A 19,763-nucleotide genomic window follows, 5' to 3' on the forward strand; every position below is an offset into this window, starting at 1 on the left:
TCGGCGGTTCGCTGACCCTCGCCCTCCGCCCGCAGGTCGGTGGACGTCCGCGCTGCCTACCCGACTCGATTTGGTCGCCAGAAGCTCCTCGACCTTGAGACTCGGCTGTCATCGGCCACGGCGGCGACGTCCGGGCGCCGAGCGTCGCGCGGCCGGAGCGCTTGTCCACCAGCTGCGCTTACCGAAGACGATGCACCCTGACGGCTTTGGCCATGCCGTCGACCTGCATCCTGCCTCCGCTAATTATTGCCAAAGGGCGATGCTTGTACTGATAGCGGTAGTAGTACTCCGCCTGCTGCCATACCGACCCATTCTCGAGCGTAACGACGGTGCTGCCATCCCAGCCCGTCCATGCGCCAGCTATCCGCGATCTCAACGCCTACTCCACCTCCAGTCCTTTTAGCGCCGTTCGGCGCATCTTGCAGCACATCTCTGCCGGTTTCGCGTGCCCTCCGAGGTTTTCTTCCAGTCAAACCACGTCACTGCCGTGCTCGGGGCAAGGCCCTCGTAGACCTCGTGACCGCCGGCGTCATGAGCGCCCCAGGAACCCGCGCAGCCAGCGGCTCAGCTTCGTCAGCACGCCGGCACGGGGAACGTCGCTGTGGGTCTGTGCGCGCTGCGCGGTGTCGAGCTTGTGTGTCGCTAGTGCAGCACCTCGCGTCATGGGTCGGCGCCAGACGACGCAGTTTTGCCGGATCAGGTAGTGCGACCCGCACTCGAACTGTCCGTTGCCCACCGACGGAGACAGGGTCACCCGCCCGTCGAAGGTCAGGATCCAGTCTGCAGGGCCCAACGGCGTCACGACCCTGACGCCACAGCCGCACGCGCATCGGTGGGAGGCGGTCGCGTACTCCATCGAGACGTACAGGATTCCGTCGTCCAGGTCTGTCGGCACATATTCGACGAAGACGGGTTCGAGTTCTTCACTCCTCACCGGTCGTATCCGCCTCCGTCGGGCCGTCATCCTCGGCTTCGTCGTTGCCGTACTGGTTGATGATTTCGTTGGTGTCGATTCGATACAGAGAGTGCAGTTCACTTTGGCTGTCGCTGTAGAACCCGTAACGCTTCTTGAACGCGATGACGGCCAGGATGGCGGTGAGCGCGTTGAGCTCGGCCACTTGGATGTTCGATTCGTACTCGTCGCCATCGCCGAGCTCGTAGGAGATCAGCTGGTGGTCCCGGATGTGGCCCTGCTGCTCGGGCAGGCTGGTAGTGACGCGGAGAAGCCCGGCCAGGCCACTGGCGTCGTGCCGCACACCCAGCCCGGTGTCGATGAACGGCACACCCGCGTTGGTCAGCGCGTCGATGATGACCTTCTTGTCCTCGTTCGCGTCCATGGCGAGGAACACGAAGCTCATCTCGAGCAGCTCGTCGACGTTGTCCGCTGTCACGTACTGCGGGTGCGGCACGACGCCCCACCGCAGTCGCCCGTACCGGGCTGCGTGGTAGTCCACCTTGAGCGGGGCGGCGTTGAGTTCCTCGATGCTGGCCGCGCCCGGTGACCGGTAGGAGTTGTGAGTGGAGAAGACGTCGCCGTCGTGGATGTGCAGCTCACGGATCGGCGTCTTGGCGAGCAGATCGAGCAGGTACGCGCCGGTGCCTCCAAGACCGACGATCGCGACCTTGGGCAGCGAGATCTTCTCCGCCAGGGCGGTGATGCCGGCGCGGCTGGAGTTCGTGTCCAGGTACTTGAACACGCTGTCGGTCTCGTCCGACACGACCGGCTTGAACGTGGTGGGGATCGCCGTGGGGTCGATGGCCTGGGCGTGGCCGACGATCAGCCCGGCGTATGCGACCACCTTGTCGTAGTAGTTGGTGTAGCCGCGGCTGTCCGCCTTCATCGAGGAACTGCACGCCGCCACCAGGCCGTCGGCGAGCTGCATCGGTCCGCGCTGGTGGATCAGAGCCTGGAGCTCCATCCCCTCCTTGCTGTGCGGGATCTCGGTGAACCACATCACGTGGGTCTGTGGCGGAGTAGTGGTGTCGCCCTGGATGTCCAGGGGGCAGACGAGACTGCCGCGGACGACGGTGCCCGCGGCGGTCACGAACGGGATGTCGTCGATGGCCAGGTGGCCGGCGCAGATGCGGACGGCGTACCCCTCGTTGACGAGCCGCGACAGATCCGGGCTGTCACGAACGAGTCGTGGCAGTGACATCGAAGCTCGTCCCCTTCTTCTTCACGGCAACCGAGGTTCCGGGCACCAGGGTGCCGCTACCCCCGTGCCCGCCCTTGGCCTTGCGATAGGCCACCGAGTAGATGACGTTGGGGTCCACGTTGGGGAATCCCAGGTCGACCACCTGCTCGTACGTGACCGTCTCGGCGTCGACCTCGAAGCGCGACCCGTTGATCGCGATCTCGTAGTCCTTGTCCTTGGTCGGGTTCTTGGCCGACAGCTCGACTTCGGTCATCACGCGCTCACTCCCTTGGTCCGTGCCTGGCTCCCCAAGCAACGTGATTGAGACGGTAGCAGTGCATCACCCTTAGGGTGATGACATGATGACGACCGGCGTGTCGGGGGCGAAGCGGCGTCGGCGGCCGGACTCCCCGATACGTTGTGCCGCGTCACCCGAAGAGTGAAGGGCCGATGGAGATCGAGTACCTCGATCGCGGAGCGCGTGATGCCGCGACGCCGCCAGGTGTGCGGCCGCCGGACTGGAGCCATGCCGAGGTCAGCCGCCTGCGCCTCGTCGTTCAATGCATCCGAGCCGGGCGGATTCCCAGCGACGTGCTGTCGCTGCGCTCCCTGCGCCTGCGCACCGATCCCGACGATCCCGGACGGGTCAGGACCGAACTGAGCTACGACCGCACCCTCACCCTCGCCTTCAAGGCAGACAGCAGTCCCATTACAGCGATGCTGGATATCGCGCCCACCAGAACGGACTCAGGACGATGAGCGATCGCGTGCCCGACCCGGTGCCACTCGGCCAATTCCTCGCTGAGGAGATCGAGGCCCACGGGTGGACCCAGGCGGAATTCGCTGCCGTGCTCGGACGACCGGTGCAATTCGTCTCCGAGATTGTGAACGGCAAGAAGGAAGTGACTCGCGAGTCAGCGGCACAGATCGGTGCAGCCCTGGGTCAGACGCCGGAGTTCTGGCTCAGTTTTCAGGACGAATACTTGCTGAGCGAGCAGGCGAAGAACACCAGGACGCAGCAGGAGCTGTCAGAAGTGCGACGCCGCGCGCGCCTTAACCGATTGGTGCCAGTCGCGACGCTGCGCAAACGCGGTGTATTAGCTGGAGAAGATCTAGACGAACTTGAAGAAGAGGTGGCCGAACTCTTAGAGCTGGACAGCATCAACGACGACCCCGCCTTTCACATCGCCGCCCGACGGAGTAACCACGACGAGCCCGTCTCGCCTGTGCAAGTCGCCTGGGTGGCATGTGTTAGGCGCGCGGCTCGCAAACGCACAGACGTGAAGCCGTTCTCGAAATTCAAGCTCGAGAGACTGGCAGCGCAACTGCCCACACTGCTCAGTAACCCCGTCGGCTTCCGTGGCTTGCCCGAAAGCTTCGCGGAAACCGGCGTCGTCCTCGTTTACGTCGAGGCACTACCAGGGGCAAAGATTGACGGCTGCGCGTTCATGCTCGATAAGACCCCGACCATTGCGCTCTCAGGGCGAGGTAAGCGCTTGGACAAAGTGTTGTGGACGCTATTGCACGAGGTGGCCCACGTCATTCTCGGCCATGTCTCGTCCGAGGTGTTAGTGGAGACGCTAGACGACCATGACGAGACCGACGACACGGAGAACGAGGCCGACAGGCGAGCAGGCGGATGGCTCTTGCCTACACCGCTCCCGACACCGCCGGCGCGTATCGGCGCGGGGTGGGTTGAAAGCGTGGCGAGCGAGCGCCGCCTAGCGCCAATCGTGATCGTCGGCCAACTTCAGCAGAATCAGGTGCTGGACTGGCGCACGACGCTCGCGCGCAACGCCCCGACCGTTACCGGAGTCCTTGAGACTTGGTGACCCTGTGCGCCGGCAGTACCTTGGCTGGCCGCTGATGGCAGGGGTGGCGCCATTTTCGGCGTGAAGCCACAGTGCCGCACGTTGCGAGGCGCGCACTCACAGGCATGCCCCGTCGTCTTCCGTGAGGCCAAGCCGCTGCGTTATGCGCGAGGGCTTCGGCGTCTAGAGTCATCGCGCGCCGCAAGGAGAGCGGTCAACGGCGCAGCCGATAGCGCAGGAAGCCCCAGACGCCCTGAATTATAACGTCAGGATCCCCTAACGGCCACCGTGCGTGGGGCGGTGGGCCCGGGGCACGGCGGTGGGGCTGGTGCTCACCCTCGACGGTCACTCGCGGCGGTATGACGCATCGGAAAGGCCAGAGGGCGGCGCCAGTTCTGCATCCGCCCGGACCGGCGTTATGTCAGAAGCCGTATAGGTGCTGGCGGGCGTTGAAGGCGTCGGGGCCACCTTCGAGGATGTTCTCGGCATGCGCCCGGATCTTCCTGTCGTCGAGCGAGCCGATGCCATCCGCAGCCGGCTTGCCATGCTGCCCATCGCCTTCGAGCGTCACGATCAACTCTGCGTCGCCGAGAACGGGGACGTTGGCGTTGTGCGTGCTGACGATGACCTGGCGACGGCCCTTGAGCTTCCGGAGGTTCGCCACGATGCCATTGAAGACGAAGCGGTTATCGAGGTCATCCTCAGGCTGGTCGATCACCAGCGGTGCGTCGGATCCACTTAACAGCAAGAGCAAGAGCGCCGTCGCCTTTTGACCCTTCGACAGCTGACCCATGCTCTTGAGTTCCTTCGAGCCGGTACCGAAACCGACATCGAGCTTGACGTCGACCGCAAGCCGGACGCTGAGCTCCTCCATCTCCCTAAGCAGCGGCTCACCGGCAGCCAGCAAGTTGGCAGCCTGGGCCCCCCTGATGCCGTAGGCGGCGAGGCCATCTGTCCCCTTCCGCGCGGCTTCTACGAAGGCGCGCGTCGAGAATGTCTCGGCGTCAATCGCGGCCGTGATGGTGTTCTTGGCGCCTGTAAGGCTGTCGATCACCAGTTGCTTGATGTGCGTCCGGTCAGGGTCGGGAACGGGCTGCACCACAACGACCCCGTTAGTCGCGCTGTTCGCGGCACGGATGGCTTCGTGGAGCTTCTCCGTCTGTTCTTTCTCACGGTCACGGAGCTTGCCGAGAAGGTCGCCACGAACCTTCTTGAGGCTGGCGGTGTCCTGGTCCAGCTTCTTGCGGCGCGGCAGCTTCGCCTTCAGCGCCTCCAGCGCTCGCTTCGTGTCGACGTACCTGTCGGGCTGTAGTCCCTCCTCATGCAGGGCGCGCAGCACGTTGTTGTACTCCTCGCGCTGCTCTCTGACTGCGGTCGTCCAGTCGGCCCGAGCGGAATCCACGGTCTGCTCAGCAGCATCGAGCGCCGCGCGGACCTGGGCGGCAATGTCGGCGAGCTTCGTGGCCAGTTCTGACGTGGCGGCGGTCGCCCGCTTGAGCAGTTCGTTCTGCGGCGAGTCTTCGACGCTCTCGTAGGCGGCAGTTAGGTTGGTGCTGAGCTGCGGGTCGGTCAGGTCGGCAAGCGCGGTCCGCGTCTCGCCGATGCGAGCGGCCGCTTCTTTGAGAACGGCCTGATCTAGCTCCAGCCGCTGCTGCGCGGCCAACTTCCCCGGTACGTCGGTCGTGTCGTACTGCTTGATCTGTTCTTCTAGACGTGGGATATCGGCAAGCTCGCCTTCGAGCGTCTCCTTCGCCGCCTCCTGCTTTTGCAGATGCGCCCGGTTCTCGGCGAGCTGGGCCAACGTGTCGTGGTGTTCCCGATCAGGACCGTCGGAGCCGGTGAATCGCTGCAGCATTATGGCAACCCGCGCGGGGTCGTTCGCGAGCTCTGCAAGCTCGTGCTGGCCGAAGATTTCAACGCGCGGGACTATGTCCTCGGGCTTCAGGTTGGTGGGCGAGCCGCTGGCGTCCCGAACGATCGGGACATCGTTGACGAGGCGCTCGATCGTGTAGGTGTGCGGCGTGGGCTTGGCCGTCTCGACGGTGACCTTCACGATCGTGCCCGTCTTGAGGACATCCTTAACGATCGCGCGGTGGTCGGCGAGCGCGCCCGCTCCGATCGGCTCGATGCCGAGCGCGTATCGCAGGCTTTCGATAGCCGTCGACTTGCCGGTGCCCGGTCCCCCGATGAACGCCGTGAGCTCCTCCGACAGCGGGATCGCGACCTCGTCGAGGAATCCGCCCGTCCATGACAGTTCTCGAATCAGTGCACGCGGGGTGCCTGTCGGATCAGCCACGGACACACGTGTCGTCGGCGTACGCACAGCCAGCATGAGGCTCTCGAGGCGCTCGGTACTGACCTTGAACCACGACGACGCGCCTGGCTTCGCCAGGTCGTCCGGCGCCATGACGTCATCGGCGTAGATCACGGCGAGCGGGTGCTGCCGCTCGAACGGCTTGCGGTTTCTCAGCACGGAAGCCTGGTCCTTGGCGTCGGCCACGCTCGGCGTGATGCCAAGCGCGTTGACCAACGGGTGTTGGATCATCCGCTCAAGGGGCTGGCCGCTCTCACGAGCCAAGAGGCCGCTCGGTGAGACATTGACGTGCGCCGGGATCACGAGGGCGCCGCGCTCGGTCACCTTGTCTACGACGTCGCCGTAGCCGCAAGTGCCGGTTCCGCTGCTGCCAGGTGTTCCGCCACAGATGCCGATGGCCGCGTTGATCTCGGCGAACGGGGTGCCCACTTCGAAGATAACGAGCAGGTGCACGCCCTCCGATGTGTTCGCTTCGAAGCCGGGCAGCGCGACGACGCCCCGTGCTTCGGCGGCGGCGATCAGGCCTGCAGCGGTGTCGACGGACCAGTGGTCGGTGATGGCAATCATGCGGATGCCCATCGCCTCGCACCGGTCGAGCAGCGCCTGGTTGTAGTCATCCTCGGAGGCGTACTTCTTGGACGGCTCGTTCGGCCCCTTGTACGCGTACGGGTTGACCTGCAGCGCGGCACGGATCCAGTGCGCGCCTACGTAGTCAGCCATTGGGTGCTCCCGCTTCATGGGAGCCACCTCGAACGTCCGGGCTCCAACAGACAGTCACCGTAGGCGGGCGCGCCGACAGTTCCTGATCGAACGACACCAACAGTCGTCTCACGCACCCGGCCTCGGATTCTGGCGATCGCCACCGCTTCACGTAGGTGTCGGGGTCGGCTGGCTGCGCGGTGCGAGTCACTCGGGACCGAAGGCAGCAAAGTCTCTGATTGCCTGCGGAGGAGCCTTCCGTACGAGAAACCCCAATCGGGAACGCCGCAGGTCAGATCTAGTGCGCCGGAGTCGGTCTCCCGTAAGAACCGCCCGAAAGATTGCCCGGTGAAGGGGGACTATGCGGGACACGTGCTCTGGTACCGCGGGGTTGGGACAGTTCAGCTGGCGCTGGCGCTGCCGAACGGCTCTGGCCGTCCCTCGCGCGCAGGAACTTGATCCGCCATCCGCCCCGCCGTACGGCTACTCGAAGTTGTGCAGGTGTTCGCCGGTCCATCCGTAGCGGTCCGCACCTCCGACCACCTACGTCGTTGGTCAGCTGGCCCTGTTGATCCACTGTCGGCGGAAGAGGATCTCGGCGGTTCTGGGTGGCAGGTCTTCCTCCACCTCGGCGTCGTGGTTGGCCAGAATGCGGGCGATGTAGGCGTCGGCCTCGGCCCGGTTGTCCTGGGCGTCGCAGGCGGCGACCAGGTCGAGCAGTGGGACGTCCTCGTAGCTGCCGGCTTTCAGCGCCACGTGAGCGGCGGCCTCGGCAAGCTCGGGCTCGCCGGCGGCGAGGTGGTGCGTCGCGACGATGTGCGCGACGTCGACGATCATGGCGGCGTACTCGTGGTCCAGACGGGAGCTCTCCTCGACCAGCCAGCTGTAGCCGCCGGGCGCACCCTGCCGAGACGGGGGCAGGTCGAACGGTCGCCCGGTGACCAGGTCGAGGGCGGCCTGCAGGTCGGCCATCCCATCGACACCGCGGGCCAGCCCGCGGACTCGCAGTCGGCGGAACAGCTCTGCGTCGATGAGGACGTCGTCGATGCGGTACCGGCCGACCCCGCCGGCGGTGACCCCGGACGGTAGGTGGTCCGAGCCGGTCGCCGGGTTGGTGCCCAGCCAGGCGCGCACGATCGAGATCGACTGCCTCACCTTTGTCTTGCCGACGACATCGGGCTCGTTGGGCCAGATCGCGGTGGCGTAGCGCTCGCTGGTCACGCCACCTGGCCGGGTGGCCAGGTAGGCGACGATCTCGGTGTAGAACTGCCGCCGCGGGTTGCGCTCGGGCAGCGTGCCTTGCGCCCGCACTTCGACTGGGCCCAGCAGGGTCAACTTCGGCCGCGGGCAGGACGGGTCGGCCCAGTCGGCGAGGTCGGCGTCTAGGGCCGGGTCGGCGACCTCGACCTGGTCGCGAATGTCTTCGTCGGTGGCCGGAGCAAGTGCCTGCAGGTCCTGCTCGGTGGTCGCAGCCCGGTCCAGGTAGGTCAGCGCGGACAGCGGTAGCACCGAGTTGCTGAGCTTAGCTGCGGCGCATCTCTGGTGGGTCACCGGCACGTCGTCCGCCTCGGCCGGCGCTGGTGGCTGCCGCCGGCCAGCGCGGGACGGGTCGACGCGGAGGCCCCCGCAGGCGTCGGCGTGCTCGTCCCAGGGCTCGTCGCCGCGAGAGGGTGGGATCGGGCGGTCGTCGGTGACGGTAGCCAGCGCGAGCACCCGGGCCAGCTGCGCGGCCTCCCCGGCCGGGATCTGCTGCGCGATCAGCTCGACTCCCAGGACTGGGATGTTGAGCGTGCCGGCCTCGTCGACAGTCAGCTGCCAGGAGGCGGCGTCCGCGTGGTCCGGGTCGTCGATGAGCACCAGCGCGGCCGCGCCGCGTCCGCGCTGCTGCTTCATGGCGGTCATCAGCCGTACCAGCCCGGCGCTGTCCTTGGCGACATCCGGGGCAATGAGCAGCACGTGCGGCGCCCACGCGTCGCCGGCCACGTCGCGCAACCGGCCGGACAGCACGTCGACGTCGGCGATATGCATGGCCTCGGTGACCGATTCGAACTGGCCGTCGAGCGCCGCGATCGCCTTCTCGACGTCGTCGGTGTACTTCAGCCGGTCGGGGTTGATCTGGGCCAACTCCTTGCCGAAGCCGACCACGGTCACCTGCAGCATCTCCGACCACGTGTTGTGCGCCAGCTCGGCAGCCAGGAACCGGGCCAGGTTCAGGCAGCGTTCGGCGTCCCCGGACAGGGACAGGGTCGCAACCCGTTCCAGGTCGAGCAGCCAGTGCTCGCCCTCGGCCGTGTAGCCCACCGACGCGAGCATGGGGAACGGTGCGAAGAAGTAGGCCCGCTGCTGCTCGTCATAGGCCAGTCGGTCGCCGCGTCGAATCGACCAGCGGGTGCCGGCCGCGTCCACCGTCCACGGCTCCGGGGCCTCCGTGGCCGGCTCGGTGAGTACCAAGGTCAGGACGTCGTCGGTCATGCAGGCCGCCACCACGTCGGGCAGGCGAGCAGCGTCGACGCTCGCCAGGGCCTGCACCAGGGCGCGCAGCGCCTGGTCCAGCCAGGTGACGTCGGCACCGCCGACGCTGCCAGCCTCCTGCAGTGCTCGTTCGACGTGCAGCAGCTCTGGAGGTGTGCTGCCGATCGAGCGGCCAGGACGTCGCTGCCGGAACTGCCTGCGGCGGTAACGCAGCAGCGCGGTCAGCGAGACCCCGGCTAGCAGCAGCCCACCGCCGGCGGCGAAGGCGATCATCGGCAGCTCCGATGTGCTACCCGTCGAGGTCTCGTCAGGCCTCGCGGCCGACGGCTCGACGCTGGTCGGTGCAGCCGTGGGAGACGAGGTCGGGGCGTTGGGGGCCGGGCCGGGAGCGGCTGGAGGCGGCGCATGGGTGCCTGGCGTGGTCGGGTCTAGTGGAGGGACGGTGCTCGGGGATGGCGGGGTCGGCTCGGTCGTGGGCGGTGCCGGCTCGCCTGCAGGGGGCGCCGGTGCGCTGGGCGCGGGCGTCGCGGGACTGGCCGGGTCCGGGATGCTCAGCGTCCAGCCCGGTCGGATCAGCGACGGGTCGGTGAAAGTGGCGCCTCCGGGTTGCTTGCGTCCCCGGTTAAGCTCCCAGGCTTGGTGCCAGTTGTGCCCATTGCCGGTGATCTCCTCTGTGAGGTCCCACAGGGTGTCACCGGGTTCCACCGTGACGTCCTCGACGGTCGTCGCGGCGTTGGGGGCTGAGCCCATCGGCGGCAGGCCGACCGCGTCGGGCGGCAGGACCAGCACTGTGCCCGCGAAGATCTCGTTGTCCGGACCGACCGTGGTCGGGTTGAGCCTGGCAATCTCTGGATACCGCAGCGGGTCCCCGAGATGCCGCTCGGCCAGTGCCCACAGGGTGTCCCGGCGCTGCACCTGGTAAGTCGTGGTCGTGGCCGGAGGCGCCTGCTCGTCCGGCATCGAGTGCGCGACCGCTGTCTGCGCTGCGACCAGCGCGCTGGCGTACTGCACCGAGGCCGGGACGGCGGTAGATGTGGCCGCGACCGGCAGCGGCGGCGCCGTTGCAGTGGATGCGGGGCCGCCGGCGGCCAGTGGAGCGACGGTGAAGCCGACGGCGACGGCGGTAACCAGGGCTGCGGCCGGCCGCTGGAAGAGTCCCAGCCCGGGGAGGGCTGGAACCGGCCGTGCACGGGCGAACGCCACGATCTCCGCCACTGTCGCGGCGGCGAACAGTGCCCAGCACACCCACACGCCGGCGGCGAGGACGAGCCCGGTGAGCTGCCCGTTGTCGCGGGACGTCAGGACGGCGCCGACCTCGTCCAGCGACGGCAGGCTGTCCGGAACCATCTGCAGCACCGCCATCAGCACCGGTACACCGACGACGACGGCGAGCAGCGCCACGAGGGCGCCCACGGCCTTGAGCAGGCGGGCGGCGTGGCCGGTCACGACAGGCCCTCACCGGAGGTGACCCCGACCAGCAGCTGGGCGGTGTGCACGCGGGTCTGGCTGACCGCGATCCCGAGCACCGGAGTTGAGGTGGTAACGGTCACACTGACCTCCACCACGCCGGGGCCGAGGACGCTCACCGTTCCGACCGCACCGGCCTGCTCCAGGTAGCCGCGGGCCGCGGTCACGGCCAGCTCGGCGTCCGCGCTCCCGCCGGTGGGGACCGGACCGACCGCGATGCTGGCCGCCCGGGCCGCCTCGGCGGAGTACGTGTCGGCGCGGTTAGCCGCCTGGATCGCCGTAGCGGCGTCCACGACGCCGGTCACCAGGACGCCGGCGATGAGGACGATGAAGCAGAAGAGGACGGCCACCGACCCGCGCTCGTCCTCGCGGAGCCCGAAGCGGGTGCGCACCGGGTGGGTCACGACAGGTCCCGGGCCGGGTCGAGGGGGCTGGTGGCGGTGTCGCGCAGGGTTCGCGAGCCGGGCAGCCCGGTCACGCCGATGTCGGACAGGTCGACCGTGCAGGCCACGGCCACGGTGACCGACGCCGGAACGCCCGGTGCGCTGTCGAACCCGGACGTGTCGACGCTCACCTGGACGTCGGCGCAATGCAGGTTCCGGTCGGCCAGCGCCTCGGTGGCACTGGCGGTGGCCGCCTGCTGGGCGGCGGCCGCTGAGCGGGCGAGAGAGGCGTCCCGAGCGGCGATGCCGGCGACGCCGCTGACGCGGTCGCCGGCCAGCGCGATCCGAGCTCCGATCACCAACATCGCCAGGACCAGAATTCCGACCGGCAGCAGAATGGCCAGCTCGACCGACTCGGAGCCGCGGTCGTCTCTCCACTGCTGGCCAGCCCGAGCGGCGGCGCGCTTCGTGCGGCTCATGGCGAGTCCGGCGTGGTGAAGCGCTCTTTGCCGCGCGTCACCGTGACGTCGACGGTCGGGGCGAAGCCGGGTAGCGGGATCACGTTGGGCACCTCGGCCGTGACGTGGACCGTGACCGTGGTGGCCGCGTCCTGCTCAGCCACCGAGTAGCGAGTGATCGCGCCGGTGCCGAGTCGGGCAAGGTACTGGTCGGCCGCTTCCTGTCCCGCTCCCCCGGCCGCGCCGCTGACGCTGGCTGCCCGTGCTCCTGCGTGCGCCGCGGCGTCGGCGGCTTCGCGGGCGAAGTACCAGAGGGCGAGCTGGGGGCCGGCGAACAGCAGGATGACGATGATCGGAAACAGGATCGCGAACTCGACGCTCGATGAGCCCCGGTCGCTCTCGCCACGGCGGCTCGGCATGCCCGGGCGCGCGGCCGGACCGCACGGCGGCACCGCCGTGCGTCTCCGAACACGGGCTCCTGGCATGGTGCGGCTGGCTTCCTCTACTGGAACAACGACGTCTTGCTGGCCACGAAGGCCACCGCGGCGACGGTGACCGCGCCACCGAGAGTGATGGCGAGGATGACCATGAAGGCCTTCTCGGAGGAATCCGAGCCGCGGTCGTCGCCGACCTTCTCGGCGCGCAACCACGCGAGAGCGGACAGAACCGCGGCGTACAGCGCCGCCCGGGTGGCCGTGACCGCCCGGGGGCCTCGGCGACGGATCGTCGATCGGAACACGGAGTACCTCCTGGTTGGGAATGTGCTCAGGCGCTGACGGCGAACATGCGGATCAGGAACGGGACGAGGACGAACAGCGTCAGTCCGGTGACCAGCAGCGCCAGCGGGCGCGACATGCGCTCGCTGACCTCGTTGGCCCGGCTGCGGGCGTCGGACAGCTCGGCGTGCCGGAGCGTGCGGGCGCTCGCCAGCAGGGTGTTGTAGACCGACGCCCCGTCGGCGGCCACCGCCGCGATGTCGGCGAGGTTGCGCAGCTCCGGAACCGCGAGTTCGTCGCCGAGGTCGCGCAGGTCGCTCCATGGCTTGCGACCGGACAGCGCCGCCCGCCGAATCGCGCGGCGCATGCGGACGAACGGCGCGCTACCGGAGATCTCCGCAGCTTCCTCGAGGGCCTGCTCCACCGAGCCGCGTGCCCGGCGCTCGCCGGCTACCAGGGTGAGGAAGGACTCCAGGTTGCTGCGGAACTCTGTCCGCGCCTTCCCCGCCGCCTCCCGGGCCTCGGCCGACGGGAGGAGCCAGCCGACACTTGCGAGCGCCAGTCCGACGGCGGTGGGCACCACGAACGGCACCGGGACGTCGAGCAACACGCACAGCAGGCCGAGCACCGCAGGGGTGAGCAATCCGGCGAGGGCCAGGGCCACCTTGCGGGCGGCGAGCTCCCTGCGCGTCTGGCCGAGGATCGCCAGATCGGCGTCGGAGACCCCCAGACGTCCCTCGACCGGACGGACCACAGCGGGCGGCAGCCAGGTCCTCCGGTCCCCCGCCGAGCTCGGCGGCGTTCCTGGCGGCGGAAGGGTTCCGGCCGTGGGGCCGGCCGAGAGCTGCTCGAGCGCCGCGGCCAGCGACGGCGGCGCGGGACGCACCGCGCGGACGGCGAGGACGAGACCGAGTCCCACGACCATGCCAGCGAGAGTGGCCATCTGCAGTCCGGTCACCGGTCCACCGTGGCCAGGCCGGGGTCTGTCAGCACACGCGGCGGCCGTGGCGGGTCGGACAGGCGCCGCATCCACCGCAGCGCCGTCCCGAAGATCGCGACGTCCACGAGTAACGCGACCTGCCCGAGCGGTGTCGAGTAGCCGGACAGGAAGGTCCGGGCGAACAGGGTCATCCCGACGACCAGGACCAGGGTGACGACGACAATGGTGCGCATGTTCGCCCGCGGCTTGGCGCGCTCGGCCTCGATCTCACGGACCATCCGCGAGCGGTCGTCGAGGTCCGCGGCCAGGGCGGTGAGCACCTCGGCCAGGCCTGGTCCGCCGTTGCGCTCCCGCAGGATGAGCACCATGGCGATCTTGTCGGCGGCGGGGTCGTCGACCTCCCGGGCGAACTGCCGCAGCGCCGGCTCCACCCCCTGCGGCCCCATCCGGGTCACCAGGTTGGTGACCGCCGGAGTGATCGGCTCCGGCGCCGAGGTCAGCGAGCGGCGCAGCGCGTCCCGGGTCGACCCGGCGGCGCCGGAGCTGATCAGGTCGGCCAGCCGCCGGGTCCAGTCAGCCAGCGCCTCGGAGGTCGCGATCAGCTGCCTGGACGCCTTGCCGCCGCCGAGCACCTTGGGGACGAACACGACGCCGCCGGCCGCGGCCAGCGCGGCGACCGGCCAGCCGGTGATCAGTAGCACCAGTACCGCGGTGCCCAGCGCGCCGAGGTAGAGGGGCGAGAAGAGCTGCCGGTGACGGCGGCGCGCTGACCGCGGGCCTCCGGGCCACAGGGCGACCCCTCGGGCGGCTGCGACGGCGGCGACGAGACCGGCTGAGATCACCAACCCGGCCAGCGTGAGCAGGAGCAGCCCAGCGGTCACGACGCTCGCTCCTGACGGCGAAGGCCGGTGGGCCAGTCCGAGGCGTCCGGGTGCAGCCAGTTGAGGTCGAAGCCGATGGCGGTCAGCCGTGCGGCGAGCGAGTCGCTGAGCATCCCCGCCCCGGTCGCCTGAGCGCGGCCGTCCTCGGGGCGAGGCGCGAAGATGGGCTTGAGGTCGGGCCGCCCGGAGTCGCCGACCGCGCCGAGTTCGTAGATGCCCGACACGAACCGGGAGTAGCCCCGGTCGCGGTGCACGTGGACGACCAGACCGAGAGCAGCCAGCGACCGCAGGACCAGCTCCGGTGACGGGGGCGGGTGCGCCTTGAGCGCGTTGATCAGGACCTTGTCGAAGACGCCGTCGGCCGACGGTGAGTGGATCGTGCACATCACCGACGCGATGCCGCTGGTCGCGGCCTCCAGCAGGGAGGTGACGTAGGCGCCGCGCACCTCGCCGACCAGCACCCAGGTCGGGGAGGCCCGCAGCGCCAGGTGCAGGGCGTCTCCCATGTCGAATCCGCCTCGACCCTCGGCGTTGGGCAGCCGGGACTCGAAGGGCCGGCAGACGGCGTGCCGCTTTACCAGTCGCTGCTGGTCGGGATCCCACCGCGGCAGGTGCAGACCGAGTTCCCGCTCGTCCTCGACGGTGATGACGACGTTGTTCCACGGGATGGCGTTGCCCAGCGCACGCAGCAGCGTGGTCTTGCCGACGCCCGGCGCTCCGGTCACCAGCGGCGATACGCCGGCCTCGATAGCCGCGTGCAGAAACGCCCGCACGGGCGAGTCGACCATGTTCAGCCGGTGCAGGTCGTTCAGGCTCGGGTCGGAGAACCGGTGGACGCGGATGACCCCGGCCGGGCGGGGCAGCACGTCCATCGCGGCCTGCAGGCGGGCTCCGAGCTCGGTGACGCCCTTCAGCCGCACGTTGAGGATCGGGCTGGCCGAGGAGAACTCGCGGCTGGTCTGCCCGCCGTCCGAGCGTGACCCGATCGACCGAAGCAGCTGCTCAAGTTCCTCGTCGCTGGAGGCGATCGGCGGGCCGGCCACCAGCTGGCCGTCCACCGTGCGCAGCATGGTCGGGTCACAGCCCTCGAAGTGGATGTCCTCGACGTCGTCACGAGCCAACAGCGGAGCCAACCGCCCCAGCCCGTCGAGCTCCGCCAGCACGGCGGAGAAGATCGTCTCTTCGGTGGTCACCGTCGGGGCAGCGCGGCCGCGGTTGGCCTCGTGCAGCAGCCACTGGTCGTACTCGTCGCGGATGAGCTTCTTGGTCAGTTCCCGTCGCGGTCCGGCTGCGTAATTCTTGTCCTCCGCCGTCAGCCGGGTCGACACCCGGTCGCGCAGCTCCCCGACGACGCGGTATTCGGCCTCGGTGAGCTCCGCGGCCTCGGACGGCGGGGCGTCGGCCGACTGCGCCTCCACCGCTGACTCGGCGCTCGGCAAGGGCAGCCGCTGTGGGCGCGTCCGGGCCTGCGGAAGCCCCAGGTCCGAGGAGGGAACCCACGGCTGGGGGGCGTCGTGGGGGCTCATCCGGCGACCGCCTCGGCGGTGTCCGCCAGTTCGGCGGCCAGGCCCGACGCTGCCCGCATGAGCGCCGACCGCCGCAGCGTCTTCATGCTCGACATCGCGCCGTCGGAGAGAACCGCCGCTGCGGTCCGGTCGTAGGGCAGGGAGCCGGCGAGCGGCAGCTGCAGCGCCTTGGCCACCTCGCCCGCCGGGTACGGCCCGTTCCCGATCACCAGCGCGGCCACCCTCGCCAGGTCACCGAGCTCCTGACGCACCCGCTGCACGGCGTCCTGCGCCGCGTGCACCGACCGCACGCTGGGCCGCACCGGGAGGAGCACCTGGTCGGCGGCTCGCAGCACCGGCCAGCAGCCGCGATCGGTGACCAGGCGCCCGGCGTCCACCAAGGCGTCCCGGCCGATCGCGGACATCGACTCTTGCAGCGCGAGTGCGAGCCGCTGCCAGGTCTCGGAGGTGAACGACGTGCCCTGGGTGGCCGTCGCGAAGCCGGGGATCAGCGCCAGCGGCGGGTGCTCCGGCACCTGGACGGCGTGCTCGGCGAGCAGGGCGGCGGCCGCCGTCGCCGGCAACCCCCCACGTGCTGCTGTCGACCAGGACAGCAGACCGCGGTCGCCGCCGACCCGTCCGGCCAGCAGTCCCGGCGCCATGTCCCCGCCGGCCTGATCACAGTCGGCGAGCAATAGCGGTCGTGGCCAGCACAAGGCGAGCGCCCACGTGGACGTGGTCACGCCGGGAGCTGCCTTGCCTGAGGCCACGACGGTGAGCACCCGGTCACCGCCCGGTCGGCAGCAGGATCAGCGCCAGGCTGCCGGTGGAGGCGAGCCTGGCGACGGCCGGCCCGTCGGCGTCGCGGACCCGCACGTCGACGACCGTGACCTGGGTGGTCGGGTTCACCGGCCCGACCTCGGCGACGCTCGCCTCGGTCGGCCGATCGGGCGTCGCGCCTGAAGCGCCGGTCTCGCCAGTGGAGCCAGTGGTGCCGGGAGTCGGGACGATCAGCACCTGCTGTCCCGGGGCCAGCCCTCGAGCGGGGAACTGCCCTTCCTTCAACGGCAGGGCGACCAGCATCTCCCCGGCCGCGAGTCCGGTGCCTGCGCCGACCTGGGCGCGGGTCAGCATCTCGCCGCCGGTCAACGGGACCTGCGCCACCATTCCGACGACCTGGGACTGCTCCGCCGCCGGGATGGGCGAGAGGTTGGGGTCCATGGGAACGTTCGCGACCGTCAGGTCATCGGCTGTGATCGTCGAGCCCACCTGCACGTCCCGGGCGACGGCGAGCACCTCGGCGTGCGAGGTCAGCATTCGGCCGGCGGCGAAGGCGAGAAGGCCACCCAGCAGCACGACGAGCACGCTGAGGATCAGTGCCCTGCGGCTCGAGCGCCGTCTCGACGCAGCACTGCGCAGTGGGGGTGCCGGCGGCGTCGGAGCGGTGTGGGGCGCGGAAGCCACCGGCGGCCCGGCCGGCATCGGCGCACCATCGACGCGCGCGGTCACCTAGTCACCACCGCTTGCACCTCCGCAACCGCGAACGTCGCGTTCGACGACGTCGTCAGGTCCGGCAGGGTGCCGCTCGCTCCTGTCGACGACGTCCAGGCGACCGACCAACTGATGCCGTACGTGGCCGTCGCCTGCTCATCGGGCTGGCGGATCGACGAGTGCGGATACCGGTAGTGGCAGCCCGCCGGGGAGGGCGCCCACACGCCGTCGCCTGGCTGCCAGGCCACCCCGGGGCCGGGACAGGAGACAGCGTCCGCGCCGTCGCCGGGTGTGAATCTCAAGGCGGTCGGCGTCACGGTCACCTGCGCCCAGACACCGCCGGCGTCCGCCCGTGCGGTCAGCGCCCGGAACGAATCGGAGTCGGTCCAGAACCACGTGTAGGCGTTGACCACCGTGAAGGGCCGGCCGTCCCGCATGGTCCCGCCCGGGTAGCGGCCGGTCGTCGGCGCGGGGATCGTCAGCGTCCGCAGCGCCTGCTCAGCGAGCACCGCGGGGTCGACTGCTGCCGGGCCAGCCGGCGCGGTCCCAGACCAGAACGAGAATCCGTTCGTGCCGGGGAAGGACCCACCGTTCGTGTAGAAGGTGCACAGGTAGATGGCGCCGTCGGTGTGGCCGCCCCAGATGGGCGAGTCCTTGGGAGGCTGCACGGGTATCGGCTGCGCGTAGCACTGCAGGCTCTGCACCCACCATGACGGGCCTTCTCGGCACGGGATGGCGGCGCCGGTGGCGTCCAGCGTGCAGGCGGCCTCGCCACTCCGGCCATCGCTACTGGAGCCCGCCGCGACCGGCCGAGTTGCCGGCTGCTGGGCGGACTCGGCCTCCACCACGCAGATGCCGTGCGAGTTGTACTGCTGGCAGGCGACCGGGTCAGCCGCAGCCGGGACCCCGCTCTGGCCACAGAGGCCAAGCAGCACCCCGAGAAGCGCGACCGTCACCCGTCGCATGACTGCGCCTGCCTGTTCGGAGCCTCGCTGACCCGCCACGAGGAGGCGCCCGGGTAGTCCGGGTTGACCACCGTCAACCGTGCGACGAGGTATCTCGGGCGGTCGGCGGGGATGACCGAGGTCCCGGAAGCATCGGTCGCCTGCACCTGGCTCACGTCGACACATGCGGTGACCACGACAGTCGGGAGCGTTGGTGATGGCGAGGCCGCTGGATCGGTCGTGAGGTCGACGCTGTCTGCGGTCGCCGTCACCAGCTGGGACCGCCCGATCTGCTGAAATCCCTGGGAACGGAACGTCCCGATAGCCGTGGCCTGGGCGGTGGCCTCCGGCGCGACCGCCACCTCGTAGAGGTCGTCGAGAGGTCGCGACGGGTCCAAATAGAGGTCGTCAATCGTCCCGAGGTAGGTCGGGACGAAGGCGACCGCCTGTGCTTCCGCGTCGCTGGACGGATCGGTCGTGGATGGTGCCGCGCTCGAGGATGGCCCCGACGTCGTGGAGGTCGGCGCAGCCGAGGAACCGTCGCCGGACGACGAGCACCCCGAGACCGTGAGCACGGCAGCCACCGCTGCCGTGACCGCCGCCCGCGTCACCCGCACGCGTGAGCACCTCCGCTTCCGGTTCGCCCGTTCGTGTATCGAGACTTCCTGTTCCACGGGAACACGGTGTGACGTCCAGCACCATGCCACCCGTTCGAGTGACCCAGAGTCACGATCGTTCCGCCTCCCGTCCCCCAGATGGGTGTATCGCAGGGCCCCGTCAGGCTTCGGCGTCGCACACTCGCAGCCCACTCCCCCACGCCCCGGCGGGTGAGGTGTCAGCACGCGGGAGCAGTCGTTCGCGGTCCGGCCGAGGAGGCATCTGGCGGCGCATGATCAGTCTGTGGCTGGGTGCCGCGGTTGCGGCCGCCGTCGCCGGGGCCATGGCCACACGCGTGCTGGCCGCACGTGGGCTCGCGCAGTTGGCGCGACCGGACGCCATGAGCAGAGGTGTGAGCCTGGCGAGTGCTCTCGGCGGGATCGCGGCCGGGGCGGCCGCGATGGCGGCGACACATCGGACCGGAATATGGTGGCTCCCGCCGGCCCTGCTGGTCTGGGGATGCGCGCTCGTCGCGGCGGCTTGCTGCGACGCGGTCACCCAGCGCGTCCCGACCGCACTCGTCCGGCAGGCCGGCGTCCTGACCTGCGCTCTGCTGACGGTCGCACTGGCCGTGCACGGCGACTGGCCGGGACTGGCGCTCAGCGGGGTCGCTGCGGTGGCGTCCGGGCTGGTGATGCTCCTGTGCTGGCGCTTCGCGGGCGCAGGCTTCGGTGACGTCCGCCTAGCGACGCTCGGCGGACTGGGCCTGGGGCACGCCACGGCTCGCGGCCTCCTGTTGGCCCTCGCCGCGTTCACGTTGATCACCGTGACGCAGGCCGTAGTGACCTTGATGCGTGGTGGGGACCGTCGGAGCGCGATCCCCTACGGCCCTGCCCTCGCGGTGGGCTTCTTGCTCGCGGCCGCTCTCTGACACCATCCGGAAGCCTGGC

At 69.5% G+C, this 19,763-nt stretch carries 19 protein-coding genes; 3 read left to right on the plus strand and 16 right to left on the minus strand.

What is annotated here, in order from left to right; genetic code table 11:
* Positions 1–529 precede the first annotated feature (529 nt).
* Genes E4P38_RS00910 through E4P38_RS00920 form a run of 3 tightly spaced genes read right to left on the minus strand, consistent with a single transcriptional unit; the run spans position 530 to position 2,409 of the window.
* Positions 530–934 carry a DUF6527 family protein gene (locus tag E4P38_RS00910; RefSeq protein ID WP_135129835.1) on the minus strand — a complete coding sequence of 135 codons (405 nt, stop codon included), beginning with the start codon at positions 932–934 and terminating at the stop codon, positions 530–532.
* A complete protein-coding gene (locus tag E4P38_RS00915) occupies positions 924–2,156 on the minus strand; it encodes a ThiF family adenylyltransferase (protein ID WP_135129836.1) in 1,233 nt (410 codons plus the stop codon). Before E4P38_RS00915 ends, E4P38_RS00910 begins: the two co-directional genes overlap by 11 nt.
* Positions 2,131–2,409: a multiubiquitin domain-containing protein gene (locus E4P38_RS00920; protein ID WP_135129837.1), complete on the minus strand. Its 279-nt coding sequence runs from the start codon at positions 2,407–2,409 to the stop codon at positions 2,131–2,133. Before E4P38_RS00920 ends, E4P38_RS00915 begins: the two co-directional genes overlap by 26 nt.
* 176 nt (positions 2,410–2,585) lie before the next feature.
* Between E4P38_RS00920 and E4P38_RS00925 the strand changes: the two genes are divergently transcribed.
* Together E4P38_RS00925 and E4P38_RS00930 are read left to right on the plus strand one after the other, a co-directional pair.
* Positions 2,586–2,894 carry a hypothetical protein gene (locus E4P38_RS00925; protein WP_135129838.1) on the plus strand — a complete coding sequence of 103 codons (309 nt, stop codon included), beginning with the start codon at positions 2,586–2,588 and terminating at the stop codon, positions 2,892–2,894.
* Positions 2,891–3,967, plus strand: coding sequence for a helix-turn-helix domain-containing protein (locus tag E4P38_RS00930; RefSeq protein WP_135129839.1), 1,077 nt, complete (start codon positions 2,891–2,893; stop codon positions 3,965–3,967). Before E4P38_RS00925 ends, E4P38_RS00930 begins: the two co-directional genes overlap by 4 nt.
* A gap of 400 nt (positions 3,968–4,367) precedes the next feature.
* On the opposite strand, the gene E4P38_RS00935 is transcribed toward E4P38_RS00930, so the two are convergent.
* The 13 genes from E4P38_RS00935 to E4P38_RS00995 all read right to left on the minus strand — a co-directional run bounded on the left by E4P38_RS00935 (position 4,368) and on the right by E4P38_RS00995 (position 18,800).
* Complete coding sequence (locus E4P38_RS00935; protein ID WP_209308861.1) at positions 4,368–6,998, minus strand: TrlF family AAA-like ATPase; 2,631 nt, start codon at positions 6,996–6,998, stop codon at positions 4,368–4,370.
* Positions 6,999–7,514: 516 nt separating this feature from the next.
* Positions 7,515–10,877: a LysM peptidoglycan-binding domain-containing protein gene (locus E4P38_RS23710; RefSeq protein WP_135129840.1), complete on the minus strand. Its 3,363-nt coding sequence runs from the start codon at positions 10,875–10,877 to the stop codon at positions 7,515–7,517.
* Entirely contained in the window at positions 10,874–11,302 is a 429-nt protein-coding gene (locus E4P38_RS00945; RefSeq protein WP_245160705.1) for a hypothetical protein, read from the minus strand. The genes E4P38_RS23710 and E4P38_RS00945 overlap by 4 nt, the downstream gene beginning before the upstream one ends.
* Positions 11,299–11,760 (minus strand): pilus assembly protein TadE, encoded by a 462-nt coding sequence (locus E4P38_RS00950; protein ID WP_135129841.1) that lies wholly within the window; start codon positions 11,758–11,760, stop codon positions 11,299–11,301. Before E4P38_RS00950 ends, E4P38_RS00945 begins: the two co-directional genes overlap by 4 nt.
* Positions 11,757–12,158, minus strand: coding sequence for a TadE family protein (locus E4P38_RS00955; RefSeq protein ID WP_245160706.1), 402 nt, complete (start codon positions 12,156–12,158; stop codon positions 11,757–11,759). Before E4P38_RS00955 ends, E4P38_RS00950 begins: the two co-directional genes overlap by 4 nt.
* 83 nt (positions 12,159–12,241) lie before the next feature.
* Positions 12,242–12,478 (minus strand): hypothetical protein, encoded by a 237-nt coding sequence (locus E4P38_RS00960; RefSeq protein WP_135129843.1) that lies wholly within the window; start codon positions 12,476–12,478, stop codon positions 12,242–12,244.
* A gap of 26 nt (positions 12,479–12,504) precedes the next feature.
* Positions 12,505–13,413, minus strand: coding sequence for a type II secretion system F family protein (locus E4P38_RS00965; protein ID WP_135129844.1), 909 nt, complete (start codon positions 13,411–13,413; stop codon positions 12,505–12,507).
* On the minus strand, positions 13,410–14,276 hold the full coding sequence (locus tag E4P38_RS00970) for a type II secretion system F family protein (protein WP_135129845.1): 867 nt from the start codon (positions 14,274–14,276) through the stop codon (positions 13,410–13,412). The genes E4P38_RS00965 and E4P38_RS00970 overlap by 4 nt, the downstream gene beginning before the upstream one ends.
* Positions 14,273–15,694 (minus strand): CpaF/VirB11 family protein, encoded by a 1,422-nt coding sequence (locus tag E4P38_RS00975; protein ID WP_245160707.1) that lies wholly within the window; start codon positions 15,692–15,694, stop codon positions 14,273–14,275. The genes E4P38_RS00970 and E4P38_RS00975 overlap by 4 nt, the downstream gene beginning before the upstream one ends.
* Positions 15,695–15,798: 104 nt before the next feature.
* Positions 15,799–16,524, minus strand: a complete 726-nt coding sequence (locus E4P38_RS00980) for a hypothetical protein (RefSeq protein WP_245160708.1) — start codon at positions 16,522–16,524, stop codon at positions 15,799–15,801.
* Positions 16,525–16,567: 43 nt separating this feature from the next.
* Positions 16,568–17,146 carry an SAF domain-containing protein gene (locus tag E4P38_RS00985; RefSeq protein ID WP_245160709.1) on the minus strand — a complete coding sequence of 193 codons (579 nt, stop codon included), beginning with the start codon at positions 17,144–17,146 and terminating at the stop codon, positions 16,568–16,570.
* A gap of 140 nt (positions 17,147–17,286) precedes the next feature.
* Entirely contained in the window at positions 17,287–17,940 is a 654-nt protein-coding gene (locus E4P38_RS00990) for a hypothetical protein (protein ID WP_245160710.1), read from the minus strand.
* Positions 17,941–18,224: 284 nt separating this feature from the next.
* Complete coding sequence (locus E4P38_RS00995) at positions 18,225–18,800, minus strand: hypothetical protein (RefSeq protein ID WP_135129849.1); 576 nt, start codon at positions 18,798–18,800, stop codon at positions 18,225–18,227.
* 305 nt (positions 18,801–19,105) lie between these two features.
* On the opposite strand from E4P38_RS00995, the gene E4P38_RS01000 reads away from it, so the two are divergent.
* On the plus strand, positions 19,106–19,744 hold the full coding sequence (locus tag E4P38_RS01000; protein WP_135129850.1) for a peptidase: 639 nt from the start codon (positions 19,106–19,108) through the stop codon (positions 19,742–19,744).
* Positions 19,745–19,763 lie beyond the last annotated feature (19 nt).

The organism is Blastococcus sp. CT_GayMR16, from assembly GCF_004570875.1.
Classification (GTDB): Bacteria; Actinomycetota; Actinomycetes; order Mycobacteriales; family Geodermatophilaceae; genus Blastococcus_B.